This is a genomic window from Methylobacterium sp. E-016, from assembly GCF_022829745.1.
Classification (GTDB): Bacteria; Pseudomonadota; Alphaproteobacteria; order Rhizobiales; family Beijerinckiaceae; genus Methylobacterium.
Map to the genome: position 1 here is coordinate 49,635 of NZ_JAKSYF010000132.1, position 25,449 is coordinate 75,083.

Below are 25,449 nucleotides of genomic sequence, written 5' to 3' on the forward strand. Positions count from 1 at the left end.
GATTGGCGAAAACCCTGCCTCATGCGGCACCGACCGCGGCGAAGCCGCCGGCGAGCCAGAGCCCGCCGCCGAGGACGGCCGCGAGCCCGGCGACCGTCAGGGCGGCACGGCCGAGCGTCGGCGCGGCGAAGACGTAGATCACCACGGCGACCATCACCGCGAAGCTCAGGAGGGTCGCCGTCGCGACCGCCTCGGAGCGGACGAGCGGCAGCGTAAACGACAGCAGGGCGGTCAGCAGCGCCGCCACCGCGTAGCCGCCGGCGACCGCGAGCACGATCCGCCCCACGACCGCGAGGCGGTAGGCCGGACGGCGGCGTGCGTCCTTCTGCGGTGCCATCGGGCCGACTCCACGGGGCTTCACGCCCTCGAAGGGCGGCGTTCCGTGCCGGGGGTAGCAAGGCGCCCTGCGGCCGCGCAACCGCTATGTTTCAGAACCATTCCAGTTCTCGCCCAACGGTTTAGCTGCCGTCGACGACGGGATTGCGGGGTGCGTCTCGAACGTGCGCGACCATCGGCGGGCGACAAGGGGCGTGGGCAAGCGCCCGGCAAGGATTGCTCCGCGGGCGCGCACGCCGCATGCAGGCAGGGTCCAGGCCCGACACGCGAGATGCCGACCCCCGTGACCCAGCCCAAGCCCGATGCGCCCCGTCCGCCGATCCGCTTCCGCGGCCGCTCGTTCATGGCGACCGTGCTCGCGCCGCTGCCCCCGATCGAGGATTGGCTCGCCGATCTCGACGCCCTGCGCCAGCGCGCACCCGCGTTCTTCGCCGGGCGCCCGGTGATCCTCGATCTCACCGGGCTCACGCTCGATCGCGACGACCTGACCGGTCTGGTGGCCGAGCTCTCGGCGCGCGCCATCGCGATCTACGGGATCGAGGGCGCGGCGCCCGCGCTGCTCGGGCCGGGCCTGCCGCCGGCGCTGGCGGGAGGGCGGCCGACCGGGGAGATCGAGATCCCCGAGGCCGAAGCCCCCTCCCCCGAGGCGGCCGTGCCGGCGCCGCCCGCGCAGGCTTCGGCCGTCTCGCTGATCCTCGACGCACCGGTGCGCTCGGGCCAGGCGGTCCTGCATCTCGAGGGCGACGTGACGGTGATGGGCGCCGTCGCCTCGGGCGCCGAGGTGATCGCCGGCGGCTCGATCCACGTCTACGGCGCCCTGCGCGGTCGTGCGATCGCCGGTGCCGCCGGCAACCCGAATGCGCGGATCTGGTGCCGCAAGTTCGAGCCCGAGCTGATCGCCATCGACGGCCTGTACAAGGCCGCCGACGACCTCGATCCGAGCTTCACCGGCCAGGGCGTCGAGGTGCGGCTCGTCGAGGACGCGATCCGCCTGGCGCTGCTGGAGCGCGGCTGAGCCGACATCACAGGATCCGGGCATGAGATTGCGACAGGATCCTCATCCTTAACCGTTCGGTAACCATATCCGCCGTCAATGATCCGGTAAGGAATCGTTGACCCGTGAAAACACAGATCGTTCCGGACCCCGATCGTCCCGTTCCGGCACAGCCCGAGAAAGCCGTTTCCCTGGAGACGGTTGCTGCGCCCGCCGGCACCGAATCGTCCGCGCCCGAGCCGGCTACGGCAGCCTCGGACCCGGCAAAACCTGCCGCCCCGGCGAAGCCCGCCGCCCGACGCGCCCTCGCCTTCCGAGGGCGTGCGTTCAAGGCGATGGCGCTGAAGCTCGAGCCGCCGCTCGCCGACTGGCTGGCGGATCTCGACGCGGCGCTCAAGCGCTCGCCGACCCTGTTCGACGGGCGCGCGATCATCCTCGATCTCGGCGCCCTGCGCCCGGACCACGACGCGCTGCAGGCGCTGGTGGCCGACCTCGTCGGACGACGCGTCCGCATCCTCGGCTTCGAGGGCGTGGAGACGATCGCACCCGGCCTGCCGCCGCTGCTCGTCGGCGGGCGTCCGGCGACCAATCTGGATCTGCCGAAGGTGCCGGACGAGCCGGTCTCCACCTCGATCACCATCGAGGGCTCGGTCCGCTCCGGGCAGACGGTGGTGCATCCCACCGGGGACGTCACGGTGATGGGCTCGGTCTCGTCCGGGGCGGAGATCCTCGCGGGCGGCTCCATCCACATCTACGGCGCGCTGCGCGGCCGGGCGATCGCGGGCGCCGCCCGCAACCCGCGGGCCCGCATCTACTGCCGCAAGTTCCAGCCCGAGCTGCTCGGGATCGATCGCCTCGTCCGCACGGCCGAGGACATCGGAACGCAGCTGCAGGGCAAACCCGTACAGATCTGGCTCGACGGCGGCGCGATCCGCATGGCCGGCCTGGACTGACTTTCGAACTTTCAGAACTCGATCCGATCACCGCAGATCAAGGAGCGACACGCGTGGCAAAGGTTTTGGTCGTCACATCGGGCAAGGGCGGCGTCGGCAAGACGACGACAACGGCGGCACTCGGTGCCGCGATCGCGCAGGGCGGGCAGAGCGTCTGCGTCGTCGATTTCGACGTCGGCCTGCGCAACCTCGACCTCGTCATGGGTGCCGAGCGCCGGGTCGTCTACGACCTCATCAACGTGGTCAACGGCGATGCCAAGCTCAACCAGGCGGTGATCCGCGACAAGCGGCTCGAGACCCTGCACCTGCTGCCGGCCTCGCAGACCCGCGACAAGGACGCGCTCACCGACGAGGGCGTCGCCCGCGTCATGGAAGAGCTCCGCGAGAAGTTCGACTGGGTGATCTGCGATTCGCCCGCCGGCATCGAGCGGGGCGCCCAGCTCGCCATGCGCCACGCCGACGTCGCGGTGGTGGTGACCAACCCGGAAGTTTCGTCGGTGCGCGACTCCGACCGCATCATCGGCCTGCTCGACTCCAAGACGATCAAGGCCGAGCGCGGCGAGAACATGGACAAGCACCTGATCCTGACCCGCTACGACCCCGCCCGGGCCGACCGCGGCGACATGCTCAAGGTCGAGGACGTGCTCGAGATCCTCTCGATCCCGCTCCTGGCGATCATCCCCGAGAGCCAGGAAGTGCTGCGCGCCTCGAACGTCGGCTGCCCGGTGACGCTGAACAACCCGCACTGCGCGCCGGCCCGTGCCTATTCCGACGCGGTGCGCCGGCTTAAGGGCGAAGAGCTGCCGATGACCATGCCGACGGACCGCAAGTCCTTCCTCGACAAGCTGTTCCTGCGGAGGGCCGCATGACCCTCCTCGGTCTCTTCAACAAGCGCGCATCCGGCTCCGTCGCCCGCGAGCGCCTGCAACTGATCCTCGCCCACGAGCGCTCCGAGACCGGCCAGCCCGACCTCGTGATCACGCTGCGCGAGGAGATCCTGGCGGTCATCGCCAAGCACGTCTCGGTCGAGCGCGACAAGGTCAAGATCACGCTCGAACGCGGCGAGGGCGTCTCGACGCTCGGGCTCGACATCGAGCTGCCGCTGATAGCCTCGAAGACGCGGACCGAGGCGAAGCCCGAGAAGGCGGCCCTGGAGAAGGTGGCGCCGGAGAAGCGCAAGCAAGCGGCCTGAATGGCTGCTCGGCCCGACTGCCCAGCCCGCGGATCCCAGCGATCCGCGGGCTTTTTCCGTTCGGCTTCGGGACATCGGAACAGGCGCGATTACCCACGAATCGGTGACGGAACGATCGCGGCCGCGCTGCATTCCTAGCCACCCCATTCGGGTTGTGGAGATAGCAATGCGTCGTCTGATCCTGGCATCTATGGTTGCCCTCACCGTTTCCGGCACGGCGTTCGCCGCCGAGAAGCAGACCACCCCGACCACGGCCGCGAAGTTCGTCCCGGTCCCGCAGGACGCGGTGCTGAGCTACAACCTGATCGGCTTGAACGTGATGGACGGCTCGAACAACAACGTCGGCGAGATCAAGGATCTCGCGATCGAGAACGGCAAGCTCAGCAGCTACATCCTCTCGGTCGGCGGCTTCCTCGGCATGGGCGAGCGCTACGTCTCGGTCGAGCCGTCTTCCGTGGCGCTCGGCTACGACGAGGGCGCGAAGAAGTGGAAGGCGATCATCGGCGCCACCAAGGACCAGCTCAAGGCGGCGCCCGAGTTCAAGTACGACGGCAAGTTCAAGCGCTGAACCTCAGCCTCGCGACGTTTCGCAAGCGCGTGGAAGCCCGCGGATCGAAGGATCCGCGGGCTTCCTCATGTTTCGATCCTCCCGTCGGCCAGAAAGGCGATCAGCGACGCGTTCACCGCCTCCGCCGCGTCGTGCTGGACCCAGTGGGTCGCCTCGGGAAACCACGCGATGCGGCCCGCATCGCAGAGCGCGAGGCTCGCCTCGGCGAGGCCGGATTCGAGCGCGTGGTCGCGCCGCCCCCACAGGATCAGGGTCGGCATCGTGATCCGCGGCGCGGTGCCGGGCCGCGGAAGGCGTAGCGCCCGGTACCAGTTCAGCATCGCCGTCATCGCTCCGGGCCGGGCCCAGGCCTCGGCGTAGCGATCCAGGTCCGCCGCGGTGAAGCTGCCCTTCCGCCCGGTCTTCGCCAGCGCCTGGCGTAGCACCGCACCGTCGTTCGCGGTCAGGCGCGTTTCGGGCAGGCGCGGGATCTGAAAGAAGCCGACATAGAGGCTGCGCAGCATCTGCGTCGGATGCCGCCGGACGTAGGGGCCGAAGACCGCCGGATGCGGCGCGTTGAGGATCGCCAGCCGCACGATCCGCTCGGGATGGAACGAGGCCGTCCACCACGCGACGAGGCCGCCCCAATCGTGGCCGACGAGCCGGAACGCCGCGAAGCCGTAATGGTTGGCCAGCTCGATCACGTCGGCGGCGAGCCGGTCGAGATGATAGGCGGCGAGGCCCTCGGGCTTGTCGCTGAGATTGTACCCGCGCTGGTCGGGCAGAACGAGGCGCAGGCCCGCCTCCGTCAGGGGACCGATCTGGCGGCGCCAGCCGTACCAGAACTCTGGGAAGCCGTGCAGGACGATCGTGGGAAGCCCGTCCGCCGGACCGGCTTCCGCGACGTGCAGGCGGATGCTCGGCAGAGTGACCGACGACGTCCACGCCGATTCGAGCAAGGCGACCTCCCCTCGTCGCGCGTCGCGGGCGGCGGGACCCCTTCGGTACCGCCGCCCCAGCGATGCCCTCAGCCTTCGCGAACGAAGATCATGGTCGAGAGCGGCGGGAGGGTCAGGCTCAGGGAATGACCCTGGCCGTGGCTCTCCACCGCGTCGGCCTCGCGGCCGCCCATGTTGCCCATGTTCGAGCCGCCGTAGATGCCGGCATCCGAGTTGAACGCTTCGCGATAGAAGCCGCCCGTCGGGACGCCGATGCGGTAGTTCTCGCGCGGCACGGGCGTGAAGTTCGAGACGACGATGGCGATCTCGCCGGCCTCGCGGCCCTTGCGAGCCCAGGCGATCACGCTGTTGTCCTGGTCGTCGGCCACCAGCCACTGGAAGCCCGCCGCCTCGGTGTCGCGGCTGTGCAGTGCCGGCGTCGAGACGTAGAGCCGGTTCAGGTCGCGGATCACGTCCTTGACGCCCGCATGGGCGGGGTCGTCGAGCAGGTGCCAGTCGAGCGACTGGTTGTGGTTCCACTCGCGCTCCTGGCCGAACTCGCCGCCCATGAAGAGCAGCTTCTTGCCGGGATGCCCCCACATGAACCCGAAATAAGCGCGCAGGTTGGCGAACTTTTGCCAGCGGTCGCCGGGCATCTTGCCGAGCAGGGAGCCTTTCCCGTGCACCACCTCGTCGTGGGACAGGGGCAGGATGAAGTTCTCGGAGAAGGCGTAGAGCAGCCCGAAGGTCAGGTCGTGGTGGTGGTAGCGGCGGTGGATCGGGTCCGTCGAGACGAAGTTCAGGGTGTCGTGCATCCACCCCATGTTCCACTTGAAGCCGAAGCCGAGCCCGCCGGTGTAGGTCGGGTGCGAGACGCCGGGCCAGGAGGTGGATTCCTCGGCGACCGTGATCGTGCCGGGGGCGTGCGCGTAGGTCGCCTCGTTGGTCTTGCGCAGGAAGTTGATCGCGTCGAGGTTCTCGTTGCCGCCGTACTGGTTCGGGATCCACTCGCCCTGGCGGCGCGAGTAGTCGAGGTAGAGCATCGAGGCGACGGCATCCACGCGCAGGCCGTCGAGGTGGTAGTGCTCGAGCCAGAACCGGGCATTGGCGGCGAGGAACGTCGCGACCTCGGCCCGACCGAAATTGTAGATGTAGGTGCCCCAATCCTGGTGGAAGCCCTGGCGCGGGTCGGCATGCTCGTAGAGGTGCGTGCCGTCGAACTGGCCGAGGCCGTGCGCGTCGAGCGGGAAGTGGCCGGGCACCCAGTCGAGCATCACGCCGATGCCGGCCTCGTGCGCCGCGTTCACGAAGGCCGCGAAGTCGTCGGGCGTGCCGTGCCGGCTCGTCGGCGCGAACAGCGAGACCGGTTGGTAGCCCCAGGAGCCGTCGAACGGGAACTCGGTGATCGGCAGCATCTCGATATGGGTGAAGCCCATCTCCTTGACGTACGGGATCAGGCGCTCGCCCATCTCCTTGTAGGTCAGGTAGCGGTCGCCCTCGTCGGGCACGCGCGCCCACGAGCCGAGATGCACCTCGTAGATCGAGATCGGGGCGTGGCGCGGGTCCTTGTCGCCGCGGGTCGCCATCCACTGCTTGTCGTGCCAGGCGGGCTCGCTGGTGCCCTGCAACACGGAGGCCGTCTCCGGCGGATGCTGCGCGGCGAAGGCGACCGGGTCGGCCTTCAGCGGCAGCAGCGCGCCGTCCGGGCCGCGGATCTCGAACTTGTAGTGCTGACCGGCCTTGAGGCCGGGCACGAACAGCTCCCACAGGCCGCCGTTCTGCCAAAGGCGCATCGGATGGCGGCGGCCGTCCCACTCGTTGAAGTCGCCGACGACGCTGACGCGCCGGGCGTTCGGCGCCCACACCGCGAAGCGGAAGCCGTCGATGCCATCGAGGCAGCCGAGCTGCGCGCCGAGGATCTTGTAGACGAGATTGGTCCCGACCTCGCGCAGGGTGTCGACGTCGTGCTGCTCCAGCGACGAGCCGAAGCCGTAGGGGTCATGACGGCGGCGCTTGGCCCCGTCCCAGGTCTCGACCTCGATCTCGTAAAGCGGCCGGCCCTGGCTCTCGACCTTGGCGACCCAGAACCCGTCCGGGTGGCGCCGCTCGAACGGCACCGCCTCGCCGCCGACGATGAGTGCGGCGGACTTCGCCTCCGGCAGCACGGCGCGGACCTCCCAGGCTCCGGGCCCGACCTGATGCGGGCCGAGCACGCTGAACGCGTCGCCGTGGTTGGCCGCCATCACCGCCGCGATCGCATCGGGATGCACGCTGTGCGTCGTGCCCGCCTGCGCGGAGCCGGACGGGGCGACATTCGAGACCGGGTTCGTGTCCGACGGATCGGTGCGGGTCGCGAAGGTCTGGTCGATGGCCGTCATTCAGGTGCCTCTCTCGGGTGACCGAAGCGGCGTCCGAGAAGGTCGGACGGCTTCAGGCCGGTCAGTCTCCGCGCGCGCCGACGAAGCCGTTCTTGCCCCGTCGGCACGCGCATGGGATCAGGACGCCTTGGCGTCCTGCAGAATGGTCAGAACCCCACGGGCGGGGATTTCGATCCAGTCGGGGCGGTTGTTGGCCTCGTAATCGACCTCGTAGAGCGCCTTGGTCAGCAGGCAGAGGCGAAGCAGCCGGCCATGCGTCTCGGGGTCGGTCACGGCGGCGCGGCTTTCCGAGACCGCGGTCTCGTAGCCCTTCAGGAACGCCGCATCGATCATGCCACGCCACGCGAAGGCGGCGGTGCGCGCCCGATCCTCCGAATCCGCGAAGCGGCCGGCGATCTCGCGGGTTACCGTCTCGGCGCCGTAGGCGAACGAGCGCAGCATGCCCGCCACGTCGCGCAGCGGCGTCGACTTCGCCCGGCGCTCGTCGGCCGGACGCGAGGGCTCGCCTTCGAAGTCGACCAGCACCAGGTCGCCGCTCGACACCAGCACCTGCCCGAGATGGTAGTCGCCGTGGATCCGCGTCTTGAACGCGCCCTTCGGCGGGTCGCGGGTCAGCGACGCGATCAGGGCATCGACCTCGGCACGACGCCCGGCGAGCGCGACGCTCGACGGGCGGCCCGCATCGAGCCCGCGCTCCGCGATCGCCTTCAGGCCGCGGAAGGCCCGATCGGCCTGGTGCCGGGCATCGGCGCCGAGCACCGCCAGGTCGTCGGCGGTGAAGGGCTCGGCCGCGAAGGCCGCGTCGCCGGTCTCGATCGCGAAGGCGTTGTGCATCTCGGCGGTCCGCCGCCCGAGCAGGTCGGCCCAGCGCAGGTGATCGTGGAACGCCTCCGCCGGCGTCGGCGCCTCGCTCTCGGGGGCCAGCACCACGGTCTCGAAATCGCGGCGCAGGCCTTCGAGCATCACCGTCCAGGCGTCGCCCTGGTTCAGGACGAAGCTCTGCAGCACGGCGAGCGCCGTGCGCGTGCCGTCCTCGGCGACGTGCTCGAGGGTGCCGAGCAGCGCCGGCGTGTTCGGGAACTTGGCCTCCTCGGTGAGGAAGCGCCCGACCTCGACTTCCGGGTGCGTGCCCGGCTGCAGGCGGCGCAGCAGCTTGAGCATCATCTTCGCGCCGATGGCGATCGAGGTGTTGCTCTGCTCCGCCGAGAGCCGGCGGACGTCGCTCGCCTCGAACGGCACGCTGCGGTCGAAGGCCGAGGTCGAGGAGAACACGAGCTTGCCGCCCTCGGTCGGGATCTCGCGGCCGTCGCGCATCCCCTCGGCGAGGCAGATCGCGAAGTCCGGCGAGGCCGCCGCGCCGTAGAGCAGGCCGGTGCGCGGGCCGCGGCGCACGCGCGCCACGGCGAATTCGAGCAGGGTCTCGTCCTCGCGCCCCTCGTCGACGCCGACGGGGACGAAGTATTGCTGGCGCTCGCCGTTGGAGAGCTGGACGTCGAGGCGCGGCAGCAGGAAGCGGGCTTCGCCGCCGGCCTCCTTCACGGTCGCGCAGTCGACGACCTGCACGCTCTTGATCCGCGAGCCCTTGGCACCGAACCAGCGCCGGCTGGCGATGAAGGGCGGGATCACCGTGCGTTCGAAGGCGAGGCGCTCGCGACCGGCCATCAGGCTCTCGATGCCGCCGGTGAGCACCAGCGTGAACAGCTCGGGCGCCTCCTTCATCGGCCCGATCGTGCCGGTGTTCGCCGACGACAGCGAGAACCAGTAGAAGCCGTAGGATGGCAGGGTGAGCAGGTAGGGCAGCTCGCCGATCGGCGGGAACTCGGTTCCGCCGGTGAGCTCGATCGGCACGGCGCTGCGCAGCTCGGACAGGTCGAGCTGCACCGCCTGCGGCGCCCGCGACAGGTTGGCGACGCAGAGCACGCGCTCGCCCTCGAACTCGCGGATCCAGGCGAGCACCTTGCGGTTCGACGGATACAGGAACTGCATCGAGCCGCGGCCCAACGCGGTGCTGTTGTTGCGAATGGCGATCATCCGCCGCGTCCAGTTGAGCAGGCTGGTCTGCGACTGCGTCTGCGCCTCGACGTTGAGGGCGTCGAAGCCGTAGATCGGGTCCTGGATCGCCGGCAGGAACAACCGCTGCGGGTTGGCCCGCGAGAAGCCGCCGTTGCGATCGGGCGACCATTGCATCGGCGTGCGCACGCCGTCGCGATCGCCGAGGTATATGTTGTCGCCCATGCCGATCTCGTCGCCGTAGTACAGCACCGGCGTGCCGGGCATCGACAGGACGAGGGACTTCATCAGCTCGATCTTGCGCCGGTCGTTCTCGAGCAGCGGCGCGAGCCGGCGGCGGATGCCGAGGTTGATGCGGGCGCGGCGCTCCGCGGCGTAGAACGACCACAGGTAGTCGCGCTCCTCCGCCGTCACCATCTCGAGCGTCAGCTCGTCGTGGTTGCGCAGGAAGATCGCCCACTGGCACCCTTCCGGGATCTCGGGCGTCTGGCGCATGATGTCGGTGATCGGGTGCCGGTCCTCGCGGGCGATCGCCATGTACATGCGCGGCATCAGCGGGAAGTGGAACGCCATGTGGCATTCGTCGCCGTCGCCGAAATACTGCGCGGTCTCCTCCGGCCACTGGTTGGCTTCCGCCAGCAGCATCCGGTCGGGATAGCTCGCATCCAGCGCCGCGCGGATCGCCTTGATGACCGTGTGGGTCTCGGGCAGGTTCTCGCAGTTCGTGCCGTCACGCTCGATCAGGTACGGGATCGCGTCGAGGCGCAGGCCGTCGACGCCCATGTCGAGCCAGTAGCGCATCGTCTCGATGACCGCTTCCAGCACCTTCGGGTTGTCGAAGTTCAGGTCGGGCTGGTGGCTGTAGAAGCGGTGCCAGAAATACTGCTTGGCGACCGGGTCCCAGGTCCAGTTCGAGGTCTCGGTGTCGAGGAAGATGATCCGCGTGTCCGAATACGGCGTGTCGGTGTCCGACCACACGTAGAAGTCGCGCTCGGGCGATCCGGCCGGCGCCTCACGGGCGCGCTGGAACCACGGATGCTGGTCCGAGGTGTGGTTGATGACCAGCTCGGTGATCACCCGCAGGCCGCGCTCGTGCGCGGCGTCCACGAAGCGCCGGAAGTCGGCCATCGTCCCGTAGGACGGGTTGACCTCCTCGTAGTCGGCGATGTCGTAGCCGTCGTCGCGCAGCGGGGACGGATAGAACGGCATCAGCCAGATGGCGGTGACGCCGAGGTCTCGGACATAATCCAGCCGCTGGGTAAGGCCCTCGAAATCCCCGATCCCGTCGTTGTTCGAGTCGAAGAACGACTTGACGTGGATCTGGTAGATGATGGCGTCACGGTACCATTGCGGATCGCTGCGATCGATCATCGCGTCGTTGCCTCGCACGTCGGATTCAGGGGCGTTCGTGCCGGTCCCGCGCGAGGATGATCGTCGCGTGATCGGTGTGCGGCTGTAGAACCGCAGGATGGTGGCGACAGCGCGACCGACCGGGCCGATCGCGCTGGATTTCTGTTCACACGGGCAGCCTCAGCCTGCAACCCGCTTCGGACGGCTGAGCCGCCAGATGATGCACGAGCGCTCGACGGGATCGAGGGCGATGCGGTGCGACTTGCCGCGCAGCTCGAACGTGTAGCCGTCGAGCAGGTCCTCGACGGCGACCGCCCCGCCGTCGCCCTCGCCGAGCAGCCAGAGCGGCACCTCGTAGGTGCATTCCTGGCGGTTCTTGGGATCGAGGTTGACCATCACGAACACGCAGTTGTCGCGGTCGGGCGTCGTCTTGGCGTAGGCGATGATGCTGTCGTTGTAGGCCGCCGTGAACACGACGTTGCGGAAATCCCAGAGCGCGGGGTTCTCGCGACGGATGTGGTTGAGCTTGATGATGTGCTCGCGGATGTTGCCGGGCCGGTCGTAGTCCCAGGCCTTCAGCTCGTACTTCTCGGAGTTGAGGTACTCCTCCTTGCCGGGATAGGGCGCCGCCTCGCACATCTCGTAGCCGTTGTAGATGCCGTAGACCGACGACAGGGTCGCGGCCAGCGTCGCCCGCACGACGAAGCCGGCGCGGCCGCTCGTCTGGAGGTAATGCGGGTTGATGTCGGGCGTGTTGGCAAAGAAGTTCGGCCGATAGTACTCGCCCATCTCGCCCGCAAGCTCGGTCGCGTACTCGGTCAGCTCGGCCTTGGTGTTGCGCCAGGTGAAGTAGGTGTAGCTCTGCTGGTAGCCGGCCTTGGCGAGCTTCTTCATCATCTTCGGCCGGGTGAAGGCTTCGGCGAGGAAGAGCGCGTCCGGATAGCGCCCGTTCACCTCGGCGATCACCCATTCCCAGAACGGGATCGGCTTGGTGTGCGGGTTGTCGACCCGGAAGATGCGCACGCCGCGGCTGCACCAGCCGAGCAGGATGTCGCGCAGCTCGATCCACAGCGACGGCAGCGCGCCGCCGTAGAAGTGCACGTTGGAGATGTCCTCGTACTTCTTCGGCGGGTTCTCGGCGAACTTCAGCGTCCCGTCCGGGCGCCACTCGAACCACTCGGGATGGTTCTTGATCCAAGGATGGTCGGGCGAGCACTGGATCGCGAAGTCGAGCGCCACCTCCATGCCGTGGGCGTGGCTCGCCGCGACCAGGCGCTCGAAGTCGGCCAGCGTTCCGAGTTCGGGATGGACCGCCTCGTGGCCGCCCTCCTCGGTGCCGACCGCGTAGACCGAGCCGACGTCGCTCGGCAGCGCCTTCAGGGTGTTGTTCTTGCCCTTGCGGTTGGTGCGCCCGACGGGGTGGATCGGCGTGAAGTACAGCACGTCGAAGCCGAGCTCGCGGATCTCCGGCAGGCGGCGGATCACGTCGTCGAAGGTGCCGTGGCGATTCACGTCCATCGACTGCGAGCGCGGGAAGATCTCGTACCAGGCCGAGAACCGGGCCGCGAGCCGATCGGCGATCACCTGCGCCGTCACGGGGTAGCGCGAGGCGTTCACCCGCTCCGCATTGCGGCGGACAAGGCTCGCCGCGTCGGGCACGAGGATGCGGTCGAGCTGGGCGGCCGAGCCGGTCTCCTCGGCGCCGAGCGCGGCGACGAGCGCCTGCAACCGCTCCTTGTCGCGCCCCTCGGCGAGGTCCGCCGCGGTCTGGACCAGGGTGACGCCCTCGATCGTCTCGAGGCGGACGTCGACGCCGGCGTCGCGCTTCTTCAGCGTATCGCGCATCCAGGACGAGAATCCGTCGCGCCAGCCCTCGATGGTGAACTCGTAGCGGGCGTTCTTCTCGAGCGGGAATTGCCCGGCCCAGCGGTCGTTGTCGACGAAGACCATCGGGTCTCGGCGCCATTCGCTCGCGCCGACGACGCGCGACAGGATCGCCGCGTTCAGGATCTCGTGACCGTCCGAGAAGATGTCGGCCTCGATCCGCAGGTTCTCGCCGACGACGCGCTTGACCGGTGAGCGGCCGCCGTCGAGTTCCGGCGTCACCGCCTCGATCACGACGCGGCCGGTGCCGTCCGGCGTTCCGCGGCTCGGCAGCTTGGTCACGGCCGCCGCGACGGCGCTGATGATGCGCAGCTCGCCCGGCGCCAGGTCGATGGCGCTGCCGGGATGGAAGGCGATCGGCTCGGCCTCCGGCGTACGGTCGACGAACGGCCCGAGCAGGCCGCCCGTCCGGGTGATCAGCGCCCCGGCATCGACCGGCACCGGCCTGTCGGTCGGGTTGAAGAGCAGGATGACGGCGTGCCGGGCGGAGGCCGGATGGCCGGAATCGTAGCGGGCGAGCGCGACGAAATCGGCGTCCGGCGCGGAGATCCGAGCCTGCGCGCCCTCGACGTTGGCGGCCGGAAGCTCGGCGCGCAGGGCGTTGATCGCGGCGACATAGGCCGAGATGTCGATCCCGGTCTCTGATTCGCGGTCCGCCGGCGTCGTGTCGACGACGTGGACCGCGCGGCGATAACCCCACTCGTAGCCGATCGGCATCAGGACGCCGGCCGAGTAGAACGCGGCGAGGGCGTAGCGGCTGCGTAGCTGCGCGGCGACGGCCTCCGGGCCGCCCGACACCTCGGCCGCGAGCCGCGGCATGTCGTGGTTCTCGGGGAACGCGATCGAGGGGGCGATGACGCGAAGGCGCTCGTACTGCTCCAGCGCCCAGGGCTTCTTCAGGTCCCACCACGCGAACGAGTTGAAGAGGTAGTCGAACCCGGCACCGGCGGTGGCCTTCGCCTCCTCGAAGGTGCAGCCCAGGGTCTCGGCGGCGAACAGGCAGCCGGCCTCGCGCGCCTTCGCCTGCCCGATCAGGGCGCGCCACGTCTCCGGCGGGACCTTGTAGGCCGCATCGCAGCGGAAGCCGGCGACGCCGAGGCTCTGGAGATGGGCGATGTAGGCGTCCCAGATCCGGGCCAGCTCGCTGCGCGGGCCCTCGGAATGGTAATCGAGCTCGGCGAGATCGCCCCAGACGGTGCGGATCGACGGATCGTCGGGATCGACCGCCGCCGGGCTGGCGATCGAGCCGTCGGCCTCCTTCACGAACAGGTCCGGCCTGTCGCGGGCGAGGCGGCCGTCGTTGGCGGTGTGGTTGATGACGAGGTCGGTCATCACCGAGAGGCCGATGGCCTCGGCCGCCGTGCAGAAGCACCGGATCTGATCGTCGTCGGAGGTGCCGTCCCGGTCGCGGAAGCGATCGTCCAGCCGCTCGGGGTCGGCGACGGCGTAGAGGCTGCCCGAGCCGCCGGTGGCGTGGAACGGGTTCAGGTAGACCCAATCGAAGCCGAGGGCGGCGATCCGCGGCAGCTCGGCCGTCCAGTCCGAGACCCGCCCGACGAGGAGCGGGAACAGGTTGTAGATCCGCGGCCCCTGGATGCGCGCGTCCGAGGCCCGCGTCGCGAGGCCGGCCGGCGGCGCGACGGGGGCGGCCCCATCCGCTGCGGCATTCCTCGATGCGGTGGTCGGTGCGTTCATGCTGGCCTCGAGTTGTTGGATGGCGTCATCGACTAACGCCCGAATGCCGGGTGCGTGCCGTGCCCGCGGATGCGGCGCGGCACGCTCGGATCACGCCCGGCGCCGGAGGACGGCGTAGGGCAGCGCGGAGAACAGCGCTCCGAGATCGGCGGAGCCGTCGTAGCCGGCCCCCGTGACGATGTCGTGCCAGGACGTGCCCGCGCCGAGATCGACCGTCGTGCCGGCGAACCCCGCCCCCGACCAGGCGGCGTCCGTGACCAGTCCGGCGACCAGTCGCGGGACCGCGACGAAGATGTCGCCGTCCGCGCTCGCGTCGGAGCGAAGGTAGGCGACGACGTTGTCCGCACGCGGCCCCGTCGCCTCGATCGCCCGGTAGTCGGCCTCGGCATAGAAGGCCGGACGCGCGGCGCGGTCGGCGAGCAGACGCGTCAGGGTCGCCTGCTTCACCCGTCCGTCCGGCCAATGCGCCAGCAGTTCGGGCAGCACCCCCTGGTCCGCAAGAGCGCGTTCCATCGCCGCGTAGTTCACCGGCCGGCGGTTGTCGGGATCGACGAACGAGAAGTCCCAGAACTCGGTGCCCTGGTACACGTCCGGCAGGCCGGGCAGCGTGCATTTGAGGACCGTGCGGCCGAGGCCGGCGATCATCCCGAGATGGGCGAGGCGCCGGGCGAACGGCCGCAGCTTGGCCAGGAACTCGGACCCCGGCGCGATCAGCGCCTCGAACAGCTTGGCGACCGCACCCTCGTAGGCTTCGTCGACGTTGACCCAGCTCGACCTGCGCTTGCCCTCGCGCATCGCCTTCTCGCTGTAGGCGGTCAGGCGCTTGCGGAAATCCTCGATGGCATTCGGCTCGTCGGCATCGAGCAGCTCGAGCGGCCACGCCCCGAGGATGGCCTGGAAGAACATCCACTGGTCGTTGGCGTCCGGCGCCGGCTCGTCGTCAATGGTCGTCAGGTGCGGGACGGCAATCGTGCGCCACAGGTCCCAGGCGCGGGCCCATTCCTCCGGCAGCTCGGACAGGGCGAGCAGGCGCGAGCGCGCGTCCTCGCCGCGCTTGGTGTCGTGGGTCGCCGTCGTGATCATCGCGTTCGGCCAGTCGCGGGCACGCGCCGCCTGGAGCGCGTGGAAGTGCTCCGCGTCGAGGCCGTACTCGCCGGGATCGCCGCCGACCTCGTTGAGGCCGAGCAGCATCGCGTAGCGGTAGAACAGCGTGTCCTCCAGGCTCTTGGCCATCACCGGGCCGGTGAGCTGCTGGAAGCGGCGGCGGAACCGCAGGATCACGATCGGGTCCGGCCGTCCGGGCCCGGAGGTCTCGATCCGGCCGATGAGCGCGGCGGCCGCGAAGTCGTGGACCGAGCGGTCCGGCAGCGCCGACCAGCGCTTGGCCTTGGCGACCGCGCCCTCGATCAGCCGAACGTCCTCGGCCTCGACATCGCTCTCGTCGAGATCCGGCGGCAGGTAGCTGCGATAGGTCGGGAACCGCGCGATGATCTCGATGAGCGCCCGGCGGATCGCATTGACCGAGAAGTCGCGCGTGCGCCGGTCGGCATCGGCGATCTCCTTGAGGTCGGTGGTCAGCACCTCGAGCTCGCTGGCGAAGCTGATCTCGAGGATCTCGGCCTTCGCGGCGCGAAGCTGGAAGCCGTAGGGCTCGTCGAAGCCGGTGGCCCACTCGTAGAGTCGCTTGATCTTGCCGCGCTTGCCCTGGTCGACGAGGATGCCGTCGAGGTGGTTCAGCACGTCGTAGCCGGTGGTGCCGGCGACCGGCCACGGTCGAAGCTTCTCGCCCGGCTCCAGGATCTTCTCGACCACGACGTAGAAGCCCGGTCCGACGGCCGCCTGCAGCGCCCGCGCATAGCCCTGCGGGTCGGCCAGGCCGTCGATGTGGTCGATGCGCAGCCCGTCGATCCGCCCCTCGCGGACGTGCCGGAACACGGTCTCGTGCGAGCGGTGGAAGATGTCGTTCAGCTCGACGCGCAGGCCCGCCAGCGAGTTCACGTCGAAGAAGCGCCGGTAGTTGATGTCGCTCGACGCGACGCGCCAATGAGCGAGGCGATAGGCCTGGCTCTCCAGGAGCCGGTGCAGCGGGCCGAAGCTGTCCGGGCGGCCCTTGAAGCCGTTGAGCAGCTTGAGGCTGCGGTCGATCGCGGCTCGGATCTCAGGCGATGCGGCGCAGACGGCGGCGAGCCGCTGCTTGAGCCCTTCCGCCTCCTCCGGGAAGGCGACGCGGCGCTTCGCGTCGGTCTCGGCGCCCATGGTGCGCAGGCGCTCGGAGATGGCGAGCAGCTCGCCCTGCGCCTCCTCGTCCACGTCGCCGAGCGCCGCCAGCACCCGATTGAGGATGGTCGGGTAGTTCAGCGGGCGGATCGGGAACTGGTGCTCGTAGTGCCAGACGCTGAAGGCCCCGGCGACCGCGTCGAACTTGAGCTCGAGGTTCCCGTTCTCCAGCGCCTCGCCGTAGCGCTCGCCGAGGAAGGGGATCACCAGGTTGCGGTTGGCGCCCAGGCGTTCCCAATCGATGTCGAAGGCATGGCCGAAGGGCGAGAGCGCGCCCCATTCGAGCACGGACAGCCACCACGGGTTGTCGGCGCCGCCGACGCCCATGTGGTTGGGGACGATGTCGAGCAGCAGCTTCAGCCCGTGCGCCCGCAGCGCGTCGGACAGGCGCACGAAGCCGGCCTCGCCGCCGAGCTCAGGGTTGATCGCGCCGTGGTCGACGATGTCGTAGCCGTGGGTCGAGCCGGGTCGGGCCTTCTGCAGCGGCGAGGCGTAGACGTGGCTGATCCCGAGCTTCGCCAGGTACGGGACGATCTTCTCCGCGTCGGCGAAGGTGAAGTCCTTGTGGAACTGCAGGCGGTAGGTCGCGCGCGGCGGGGCGGTCGCGAGGCGGGCGGCACCGGAGCGTGGGCCGCGATCCTCGGCCGACAGGGCGGCGGCGAGCTTCGCCAGCGGCCCGCCCGGCGCGGCGATGGCGGCGAGGTCGCGGTCGAGCTTGCGCCGCCAGTTCGGGTAGCCCTCGGTCGAGCCCGGCACGTTGGCCTGGCTCAGCTCGGAGACAACGTCCTCGTACTGCACCGCGGTCAGCATCGACGGAGCGCGGGCGAGGTATCGCGCCGCCGCCTCGAACGGGGCCGCGTCCGGCGGCTCGGCGCCGACGATGAGCTGCTGCGCGGCCAGCGCCTCGGACAGGCGCCGGCGCTCGGTGACGCGCTCGTTGCGCTCCGCCTCGGCCCGCTCGGCGTCGTAGAGGCCGAGGGACTGGCGCGTGTCGGTGTCGACCCCGCGCCACCAGCCGACGAAGGTCGGCAGGTCGTGCGTGGTGATCGCGGTCAGCGCGTCGCGGGGATAGGCCTCGGGCGCCTTGAACCGCCCGTCCTGCTCACGCTCGAACGCCAGGATCCGGTAGCTGAGGATGCCGGCCTGCATCAGCGCGTCCGAGAAGCCCTCCGGCGCGGTGCCGAGATCCTCGGCGATGACGAGGCACTTGTTGCGATGGCTCTCCAGGCGCAGCACCGCGATCATCGGCTCGAACGGCATCGCCACGTAGGCGCCGTCCTTCGCGCCGCCGCCGAGCGGGATCAGGAACAGGCGGGCGAGCTGGAAGGCGTGGTCGATGCGGATCGCGCCGGCATGGCGCATGTTGGCGCGCACCAGCGCCCGGAAGGCGGCGAGCCCGTCGCGCTCCATCTCGAGCGGATCGAAGGCCGGCAGTCCCCAATCCTGGCCCTTGGGCGCGAGCAGGTCCGGCGGTGCGCCGATCGAGACGCGGTCGGCGAAGCGCTCGGGATGCGACCAGATCTCCGAGCCGCCACGGTCTGCGCCGACGGCGAGGTCGCGGTAGAGGCCGATGCGCATGCCGGTCGCGAGCGCCCGCTCGGAGGCGTCTGCGAGCTGCCGGTCGGCGAGGTACTGGAGCCAGGCGTGATACGACACCGCGTCGCGGTGCTCGTCGGCGAAGGCCGCGACGGCGTCCGTTCCGGCGCGCCGGAATTCCTCCGGCCAGTCGCCGAGCCACTGGGCGCCCCGCCCCTTGAAGTGCTCGGACAAGGCCTCGAACGTGGCGTGCGACTGAAGATCCTCGCCGCCCTCCTCCCGGAAGGCCGTGAAGCCCGCATCCGCGCCCCGGCTCGCATCCGACTCCGCCCAGAAGTCGTGCAGCACCGGCGAGAGCACGTCCCACACGCCCTGGTGGTCGACCAGGGCGGCGGCGCGCAACGCTTCGACGCGGGGCGCCATCTCGGCGAGACGCCTTTCCGCCCGCGAGCCGACGAAGCCCGGCATGCTCGTCGGCGCGATGAACAGCGTGTCGAGGAACAGGCGCGAGGACGGCGAGTAGGGCGAGATCTTGGTCCGGTCGGCGCCAAACAGGGCGTGCACCGGGCTCAGGCCGAGAAACGATGCGCCGCGCAGGCCCGCATCACGCGCCGCCTGACCCGCGTCGGCATAAGTGCCGATGCCGAGGTTGGTGTCGGAACGCAGGCCGTAGAGCTGGGCCGCGAGACCCCAATCGCTGGCGCCCTCGTCGGCATAGGCGCGCGGACGCCAGCAGCGCTGCGGCGCCGAGATGATCCAGGCCTCCGCGGTCCGGTCGCCGAGGGTGACGGCGAGGTGATGGTAGCCCGGCGTCAGCGGCGGCAGCTCGAAGCCGGCGGTATCGCTGGACAGGGTTGCCCGGCCCTCACGGGCGTTGCCGCGCTCGTCGACGAGGCGCCAGACCGCCGTCCCCACCCCGCGAACCGGAACGCGCACCGCGCGGCGCGCCTCGACCGGCAGCAGCGGCGGGATCAGGCCGTTGCGCAGGGCCTCGACCTCGCCGAGGCTCCGGGCGATCTCCTCGTCGGTGCCGACCGCGAAGCCGAGCGCGGCGAGCATGCCGCGGCGGACTTCGAGCGCGGTCTCGACCGGCTTGCCGAAGGCGTCGACGTAGCCGTCGGCGATGCCTGCGAGGTCGGCAAGGCGTTGCAGTGCACTGCTCATCGGGCCGCTTTCGTCAGAAATACACCCGTCCAGGCGGGCAGAGACGCACCGGTGCCGTCCGGCGCATTGGTCCAGACCGGCGTGTCGTCGCCGGCCTCGACGGAGAACGGCGCATCGCCGACATTGGCGACGAACCGCAGGGTCCCGCCCGCGTAGGACCAGGTGCAGTCGACCACGTCGGCGCGGGGAAGGATTGCCTTTGCGTTGCGATAGCCGGACTTGGCGAGCGGCACCACCACGTCCCGGCGCAGGGCCAAGAGCCGGGTGGTCTCGGCCAGCACCTCCCGGTGCGGCGAGCGCTCGCGCTCGGACCAGTCGAGCTTCGACGCTTCGAAGGTCTCGGCCTCGGTCGGATCCGGGATCACCGACGTGTCGTCGGCGAAGGCCGCGAAGCTCTTGAACTCCTTGCGGCGCCCTTCCCGGACGGCCTTGTTCAGCTCCGCGTCCGGCGCGAAATCGACGAAGAACAGGAACGGCGTCGAGGCTGACCATTCCTCGCCCATCCACAGCATCGGAATCTGCGGGCTGAGCTGGAGCCCGGCGCGCGCCAGATCGAGCTTCTTCGGATCGGCGAGCTGGCTCAGGCGCTCGCCGAGCGCGCGGTTGCCGACCTGGTCGTGGTTCTGCAGGAACGTCACGAACGCGGTCGGCGGCAGGTGGGAAGAGGGCTCGCCGCGCGGATGGTCGCCCAGCGTCCTGAAGGGCTCGCCCTGATAGGCGAACCCCTCCGACAGGCAGCGCGCCAGCCGCTCGACCGGCTTGTCGCTGAAGCTCTCGTAGTAGCCGGAATCCTCGCCCGTCAGCAGCACGTGCCAGCAATGGTGCAGGTCGTCGGCCCACTGGGCGTCGTGCTGGAGCGGCTTGCCCGAGCCGTCGCGCTCGAGCCACTTGGCCTGGTTGGCCTCGTTCTCGAGCATGAGATGGATCTGGCGATCGGGGAAGGCCGCGCGCACCGTCTCGCCGAGCTCGGCCAGGAAGTGCGTCGGCGAATCGTCGAGGATCGCGTGGACGGCGTCGAAGCGGATGCCGTCGAAATGGTATTCCTCGAGCCAGTACAGCGTGTTCTGGATGAAGAACTGCCGCACGGTGTGGCCGCTCTCCTTGCCGTCGAAGTTGATGCCCGCGCCCCACGGGGTCTGGTGCCGCTCGGTGAAGAAGGTCTTGGCGTAGGCGTGGAGATAGTTCCCGGCCGGCCCGAAGTGGTTGTAGACCGCGTCGAGGTAGACCATCAGCCCGAGCCCGTGCGCGGCGTCGATCAGGCGCTTGAGGTCGTCGGGGCGGCCGTAGGCGGCGTCCGGCGCGTAGGGCAGCACCCCGTCGTAGCCCCAGTTGCGGGTGCCCTTGAAGTCGGCGAGCGGCAGCAGCTCGATGGCGGTGACGCCGAGCGCCTTTAGGTCGGCCAGCCGCTTCTGCAGCCCGGCATAGGTGCCCTCCGGCGTCGCGGTGCCGACATGCGTCTCGTAGATCACCGCCTCCTCGAACGGGCGGCCCTTCCACGCGTCGTCGCTCCAGGCGAAGGCGGCCGGGTCGATCACCTCGGACAGGCCCGACACGTCGTCCGGCTGGAAGCGCGAGGCGGGATCGGGCACCACGAGGTCGCCGTCGACGCGGAAGCCGTAGCGGGCGCCGGCCGCGACCCCGGGGACGGTCGTTCGGCGCCAGCCCTCGCCGGCATCCGGAAGCGCGTGATCCGTCCCGTCGACCACCAGCACGACGTCCCGTGCCGTCGGGGCCCAGAGCGCGAAGCGGACGCCTTGGTCCGCGATCTCGGCGCCGAAGGCCATGTTGTGCGTGCGCCGCATCGGGCCACCATCCTCATCGTTCGGGGCTCACGGGTCGGTCCGGATCGCGCGGGGGCGATCCCCGGAACGGTGCCGGGCGTGAACAGCCACGTCTGTCACAGAAGCGGTCGGCCCAGCTCTTGTTCCCCGCACCGCACCCAAACCCTGCCGATCGCGCGGCGGCATTCCGGTGCGAGCTTGGCCGGAGCCGGCGCAAGGCGGGAACGCGCGGGGATCCTGCGGTTGCAGGCGTCGCTCGCGGTCGCGAAAAAGGCGGCGGACGGGCCGGGATCGGGTGCTTGCGCCGGTGCGACGGGAGGAATAATTAACCGTCTGATATCATTCGTCTTCCCCCACGTCGCGCCGCGCGCGGCGCTTCGGCGTGGGATGCACCTGACAACGGCCCCGGACGCGGGGCCTTCGCCACACGGATAAAAGCCCTTGGCCGACAACGACGAGACAGGGGCCGGCACGCCGCCGCCCGCCAGCGACATCAAGCCCGTCTCCATCACCGACGAGATGCGCCGGTCCTACCTCGACTACGCGATGAGCGTGATCGTGAGCCGGGCGCTGCCGGATGCGCGCGACGGCCTCAAGCCGGTGCACCGGCGCATCCTGTTCGCCGCCTACGAGAGCGGGCACCTGCCGGAGCGCAAGTACGTCAAGTCGGCCCGCATCGTCGGCGACGTGATCGGTCTCTACCACCCGCACGGCGACCAATCGATCTACGACGCCTTGGTCCGCATGGCGCAGGACTTCTCGATGCGGCTGATGCTCATCGACGGCCAGGGCAACTTCGGCTCGGTCGACGGCGATCCCGCGGCGGCGATGCGCTACACCGAATCGCGGCTCGCCAAGCCGGCGACCGCGCTGCTCGCCGACATCGACAAGAACACCGTCGACTTCCAGCCGAACTACGACGAGTCGCGCGAGGAGCCGTCGGTCCTGCCGGCGCGGTTCCCGAACCTGCTCGTCAACGGCGCCGGCGGCATCGCCGTCGGCATGGCGACCAACATCCCGCCGCACAATCTCGGCGAGCTGATCGACGCCTGCATCGCGCTGATCGACGATCCGGGGCTGACGGTCGAGCAGCTCACCGAGATCGTGCCCGGCCCGGACTTCCCGACCGGCGGGGCGATCCTCGGCCGCGCCGGCACCCGCCAGGCCTACGCCACCGGCCGCGGCTCGATCATCATGCGGGCGAAGTCCCACGTCGAGGAGCTTCGCAAGGAGCGCGAGGCGCTGATCTTCACCGAGATCCCGTACCAGGTGAACAAGGCCACGCTGGTCGAGAAGATTGCCGAGCTGGTCAAGGAGAAGCGCGTCGAGGGCATCTCGGACCTGCGCGACGAGTCCGACCGCGACGGCATGCGCATCGTCGTCGAGATCAAGCGCGACGCGATGGCGGAGGTGGTGCTGAACCAGCTCTACCGCTTCACGCCGCTGCAATCCTCGTTCGGCTGCAACATGGTGGCGCTGAACGGCGGCCGCCCCGAGCTGATGAACCTGAAGGACCTGCTCCAGGCCTTCATCGACTTCCGCGAGGAGGTCGTCTCCCGCCGCACAAAGTTCCTGCTGAACAAGGCGCGCGAGCGCGCCCACGTGCTGTGCGGCCTCGCGATCGCGGTCGCCAACATCGACGAGGTGATCCGGCTGATCCGCACCTCGCCCGACCCGAACTCGGCGCGCGAGGCGCTGATGGCCCGCGACTGGCCGGCCCACGACATCGCCCCGCTGATCGCCCTGGTCGACGACCCGCGCCACCGGGTGGCGGACGACGGCACCTACCGCCTCTCGGAGGTGCAGGCCCGCGCGATCCTCGACCTGCGCCTGCAGCGCCTGACCGCGCTCGGCCGCGACGAGGTCGGCGACGAGCTGAAGTCGCTCGCCGACGAGATCGCCGACTACCTCGACATCCTGCGCTCGCGCCAGCGCATCCAGACCATCGTCAAGGACGAGTTCGCCGAGGTGCGGACCCAGTTCGCCACTCCGCGGCGGACGGTGATCCTCGACTACGATTCGAGCGTCGACGACGAGGACCTGATCCAGCGCGAGGACATGGTCGTCACCGTGTCCCATGCCGGCTACGTCAAGCGCGTGCCGCTCTCGACCTATCGGGCCCAGCGCCGCGGCGGCAAGGGCCGCTCCGGCATGTCCACCCGTGAGGAGGATTTCGTCACCCGCCTGTTCGTGGCGAGCACGCATACGCCGGTGCTGTTCTTCTCCAGCCAGGGCCAGGCCTACAAGGAGAAGGTCTGGCGCCTGCCGATGGCGGCGCCGAACGCCCGCGGCAAGGCGCTCGTCAACATTCTGCAGCTGCAGGACCAGGCCGAGCGCATCACCACGATCATGCCGCTGCCCGAGGACGAATCGTCCTGGGACACGCTGGACGTGATGTTCGCGACCGCATCCGGCGGCGTCCGGCGCAACAAGCTGTCCGACTTCGTGCAGGTGAACCGCAACGGCAAGATCGCGATGAAGCTCGATCCGGGCGACCACATCGTCCACGTCGAGATCTGCCGCCCCGAGCAGAACGTGCTGCTGACCACCGCGCTCGGCCAGTGCATCCGCTTCCCCGTCGAGGACGTCCGCGTCTTCAAGGGCCGCGATTCCACCGGCGTCCGCGGCATCAGCCTCGGCAAGGGCGATCGCGTCATCTCGATGACGATCCTCAACAGCTTCGACGCGACGCCCGAGGAGCGCGTCGGCTTCCTGAAGATGCAGCGCGCCGTCATCGGCGACACCGCACCCGAGGCCGGCGACGCCGATGCCGAGGAGGCTGCCACCGATGCGCCGCTGCTGTCGCAGGAGCGCTACGCCGAGATGGGCGCCAACCAGCAGTTCGTTCTGACGCTGGCCGAGCGCGGCTACGGCAAGCGGACCTCGTCGTTCGAGTACCGGACCTCGGGACGCGGCGGAAAGGGCATCAAGGCGATGGAGGTCAACGCCCGCAACGGCAACCTCGTCGCCTCCTTCCCGGTCGAGGCGGCGGACCAGATCATGCTGGTGACCAATGCCGGCCAGCTCATCCGCGTGCCGGTGGACGACATCCGCGTCGTCGGCCGCGCCTCGCAGGGCGTGACCGTGTTCGACACCGCCAAGGACGAGCGCGTCGTCTCCGTCGAGCACATCGCCGGCGAGGACGAAGGCGGCGAGATCATCGACGAGACGGCGTGAGGCGGTGGCCCTGCATGGCGGCGGATCCAGCCGTCCTGCAGGGTTTCGGCACCGGCTTTTTGCGCGTGCTAGAAAAAATGATGCTCGGCGTGGGATGATTTTTCCGGGATAAACGTAGCGTATAGAATCGACGAAAGCATCGTCGCGACTGGACTAACGATGTTTCCGAGTGTTGCCGCGAAGTCATATTCAAGGTGAGGCGGCGGGGTTACTGGTCTGCAACGTCAGTCCCCAACCCCGGATGCCGCCCGTGCTGAAGTCCTTCGCCCTCGCCGCCGTCGCCTCGGCGACCCTCGCCGCCTCAGCCGGCGCCGCCGATCTTCCGCGCCGGGCCCCGCCGCCGGTGTTCACGCCCGTCCCGGTCTTCACCTGGACCAGCTTCTACCTCGGCGCGAATGCCGGCTACGCCTTCTCCGAGCGCGACAACGTCCGCACCGCGGGCATCGGCGCGCTGCAGCTCAACGTCGACCGCGGCCTGCGCCGCTCGAGCGTGCCGCTGCCGCAGGACGGCTTCACCGGCGGCGGCCAGATCGGCTACAACTACCAGTTCACCCCGGGCTCCGGCATCGTCGTCGGCATCGAGGCCGACGCGCAGTACACCGACCTGCAGCGCCGCCGCACCGAGACGATCTTCAACCCGGCCTTCAACCCCAACGTCCTCACCAACAGCTACCGCACCGAGCTGAACTACCTCGGCACCGTGCGCGGCCGCATCGGCTACGCCTTCAACCGGGTGTTCGTGTACGGCACCGGCGGCTTCGCCTACGGCGACGTGACCCAGTCCGTCACGTTCCAGACCGGCGCTCCGGTGACCTACGCCGCCCGCCGCTCCAGCATGGAGACCGGCTACGCCTACGGCGGCGGCATCGAGTACGCGCTGCCGACCGAGTCGTTCCTGAACTTCTTCCGCGCCAGCGCGGTCACGATCAAGGGCGAGTACCTCCGCTACGACCTCGGGAGTCGCAACCTCTTCGTCGCCAATGTCGGCCCCGCCGGCACGCCGGGCATCGGCTACATCTCGCGCCTCTCAACCGAGGGCAGCCTCGCCCGCGCCGGCATCAACTACAAGTTCGGCACGTACTAGTGGTACGAGTCCAACACTTGGTGCCCGCGCTTTGCGGCCTGGATGATGCGATCCGGGTCGGCGGTCCAGACGAACGGCTTCGGATTGCCGTTGCTCTCGGCGATGAAGCGTTTGATGGCGGCCTGTACCTCGATCAGCGATCCGAACACGCCG

The 25,449-nt window shown here is 69.6% G+C and carries 14 protein-coding genes and 1 pseudogene; 7 read left to right on the plus strand and 8 right to left on the minus strand.

Annotation, left to right across the window (positions count from 1 at the left end):
- Window positions 1–19: 19 nt before the first annotated feature.
- Complete coding sequence (locus tag MKK68_RS19205; protein WP_244032394.1) at window positions 20–337, minus strand: iron transporter; 318 nt, start codon at window positions 335–337, stop codon at window positions 20–22.
- 270 nt (window positions 338–607) lie between these two features.
- Here MKK68_RS19205 and minC (MKK68_RS19210) point away from each other — a divergent pair, with 270 nt between their 5' ends.
- The 5 genes from minC (MKK68_RS19210) (at window position 608) to MKK68_RS19230 (ending at window position 4,043) form a co-directional block, all read left to right on the plus strand.
- Window positions 608–1,351 (plus strand): septum site-determining protein MinC, encoded by a 744-nt coding sequence (gene minC, locus MKK68_RS19210; RefSeq protein WP_243937298.1) that lies wholly within the window; start codon window positions 608–610, stop codon window positions 1,349–1,351.
- A gap of 314 nt (window positions 1,352–1,665) precedes the next feature.
- On the plus strand, window positions 1,666–2,283 hold the full coding sequence (minC, locus tag MKK68_RS19215; RefSeq protein ID WP_244032411.1) for a septum site-determining protein MinC: 618 nt from the start codon (window positions 1,666–1,668) through the stop codon (window positions 2,281–2,283).
- Window positions 2,284–2,336: 53 nt separating this feature from the next.
- On the plus strand, window positions 2,337–3,152 hold the full coding sequence (gene minD, locus MKK68_RS19220) for a septum site-determining protein MinD (protein WP_147726435.1): 816 nt from the start codon (window positions 2,337–2,339) through the stop codon (window positions 3,150–3,152).
- The gene (gene minE, locus MKK68_RS19225; RefSeq protein ID WP_243988754.1) at window positions 3,149–3,475 is read left to right on the plus strand and encodes a cell division topological specificity factor MinE; all 327 of its coding nucleotides are present in this window, start codon (window positions 3,149–3,151) and stop codon (window positions 3,473–3,475) included. Before minD ends, minE begins: the two co-directional genes overlap by 4 nt.
- A 166-nt stretch (window positions 3,476–3,641) precedes the next feature.
- Window positions 3,642–4,043 carry a PRC-barrel domain-containing protein gene (locus MKK68_RS19230; RefSeq protein WP_147726433.1) on the plus strand — a complete coding sequence of 134 codons (402 nt, stop codon included), beginning with the start codon at window positions 3,642–3,644 and terminating at the stop codon, window positions 4,041–4,043.
- Window positions 4,044–4,108: 65 nt separating this feature from the next.
- Here MKK68_RS19230 and MKK68_RS19235 read toward each other — a convergent pair whose 3' ends face one another.
- The 6 genes from MKK68_RS19235 to treZ all read right to left on the minus strand — a co-directional run bounded on the left by MKK68_RS19235 (window position 4,109) and on the right by treZ (window position 21,056).
- The gene (locus tag MKK68_RS19235; RefSeq protein WP_244032396.1) at window positions 4,109–4,981 is read right to left on the minus strand and encodes an alpha/beta fold hydrolase; all 873 of its coding nucleotides are present in this window, start codon (window positions 4,979–4,981) and stop codon (window positions 4,109–4,111) included.
- Between the two features lie 68 nt (window positions 4,982–5,049).
- Window positions 5,050–7,338, minus strand: a complete 2,289-nt coding sequence (gene glgB, locus MKK68_RS19240) for a 1,4-alpha-glucan branching protein GlgB (RefSeq protein WP_244032398.1) — start codon at window positions 7,336–7,338, stop codon at window positions 5,050–5,052.
- 117 nt (window positions 7,339–7,455) lie between these two features.
- Complete coding sequence (treS, locus tag MKK68_RS19245) at window positions 7,456–10,719, minus strand: maltose alpha-D-glucosyltransferase (protein ID WP_244032400.1); 3,264 nt, start codon at window positions 10,717–10,719, stop codon at window positions 7,456–7,458.
- Between the two features lie 159 nt (window positions 10,720–10,878).
- Complete coding sequence (locus MKK68_RS19250; RefSeq protein ID WP_244032402.1) at window positions 10,879–14,277, minus strand: maltotransferase domain-containing protein; 3,399 nt, start codon at window positions 14,275–14,277, stop codon at window positions 10,879–10,881.
- Window positions 14,278–14,367: 90 nt separating this feature from the next.
- Window positions 14,368–19,254: a malto-oligosyltrehalose synthase gene (locus MKK68_RS19255; RefSeq protein WP_244032404.1), complete on the minus strand. Its 4,887-nt coding sequence runs from the start codon at window positions 19,252–19,254 to the stop codon at window positions 14,368–14,370.
- Window positions 19,251–21,056: a malto-oligosyltrehalose trehalohydrolase gene (gene treZ, locus MKK68_RS19260; RefSeq protein WP_244032406.1), complete on the minus strand. Its 1,806-nt coding sequence runs from the start codon at window positions 21,054–21,056 to the stop codon at window positions 19,251–19,253. The genes MKK68_RS19255 and treZ overlap by 4 nt, the downstream gene beginning before the upstream one ends.
- A gap of 420 nt (window positions 21,057–21,476) precedes the next feature.
- Here treZ and gyrA point away from each other — a divergent pair, with 420 nt between their 5' ends.
- Together gyrA and MKK68_RS19270 are read left to right on the plus strand one after the other, a co-directional pair.
- Window positions 21,477–24,212 carry a DNA gyrase subunit A gene (gene gyrA / locus MKK68_RS19265; RefSeq protein ID WP_147841847.1) on the plus strand — a complete coding sequence of 912 codons (2,736 nt, stop codon included), beginning with the start codon at window positions 21,477–21,479 and terminating at the stop codon, window positions 24,210–24,212.
- Between the two features lie 250 nt (window positions 24,213–24,462).
- Window positions 24,463–25,296: an outer membrane protein gene (locus MKK68_RS19270; RefSeq protein WP_409567273.1), complete on the plus strand. Its 834-nt coding sequence runs from the start codon at window positions 24,463–24,465 to the stop codon at window positions 25,294–25,296.
- Here MKK68_RS19270 and MKK68_RS19275 read toward each other — a convergent pair.
- A pseudogene (locus MKK68_RS19275) lies at window positions 25,293–25,449 on the minus strand (IS630 family transposase); the annotation flags it as partial. The gene MKK68_RS19270 and the pseudogene MKK68_RS19275 overlap by 4 nt on opposite strands.

Coding starts and splice junctions, on each gene's coding strand:
- MKK68_RS19205 (WP_244032394.1), bottom strand. CDS start 337: ATGGCACCGCAGAAGGACGCACGCCGCCGTCCGGCCTACCGCCTCGCG.
- minC (WP_243937298.1), top strand. CDS start 608: ATGCCGACCCCCGTGACCCAGCCCAAGCCCGATGCGCCCCGTCCGCCG.
- minC (WP_244032411.1), top strand. CDS start 1,666: ATGGCGCTGAAGCTCGAGCCGCCGCTCGCCGACTGGCTGGCGGATCTC.
- minE (WP_243988754.1), top strand. CDS start 3,149: ATGACCCTCCTCGGTCTCTTCAACAAGCGCGCATCCGGCTCCGTCGCC.
- MKK68_RS19230 (WP_147726433.1), top strand. CDS start 3,642: ATGCGTCGTCTGATCCTGGCATCTATGGTTGCCCTCACCGTTTCCGGC.
- glgB (WP_244032398.1), bottom strand. CDS start 7,338: ATGACGGCCATCGACCAGACCTTCGCGACCCGCACCGATCCGTCGGAC.
- treS (WP_244032400.1), bottom strand. CDS start 10,719: ATGATCGATCGCAGCGATCCGCAATGGTACCGTGACGCCATCATCTAC.
- MKK68_RS19250 (WP_244032402.1), bottom strand. CDS start 14,277: ATGAACGCACCGACCACCGCATCGAGGAATGCCGCAGCGGATGGGGCC.
- MKK68_RS19255 (WP_244032404.1), bottom strand. CDS start 19,254: ATGAGCAGTGCACTGCAACGCCTTGCCGACCTCGCAGGCATCGCCGAC.
- treZ (WP_244032406.1), bottom strand. CDS start 21,056: ATGCGGCGCACGCACAACATGGCCTTCGGCGCCGAGATCGCGGACCAA.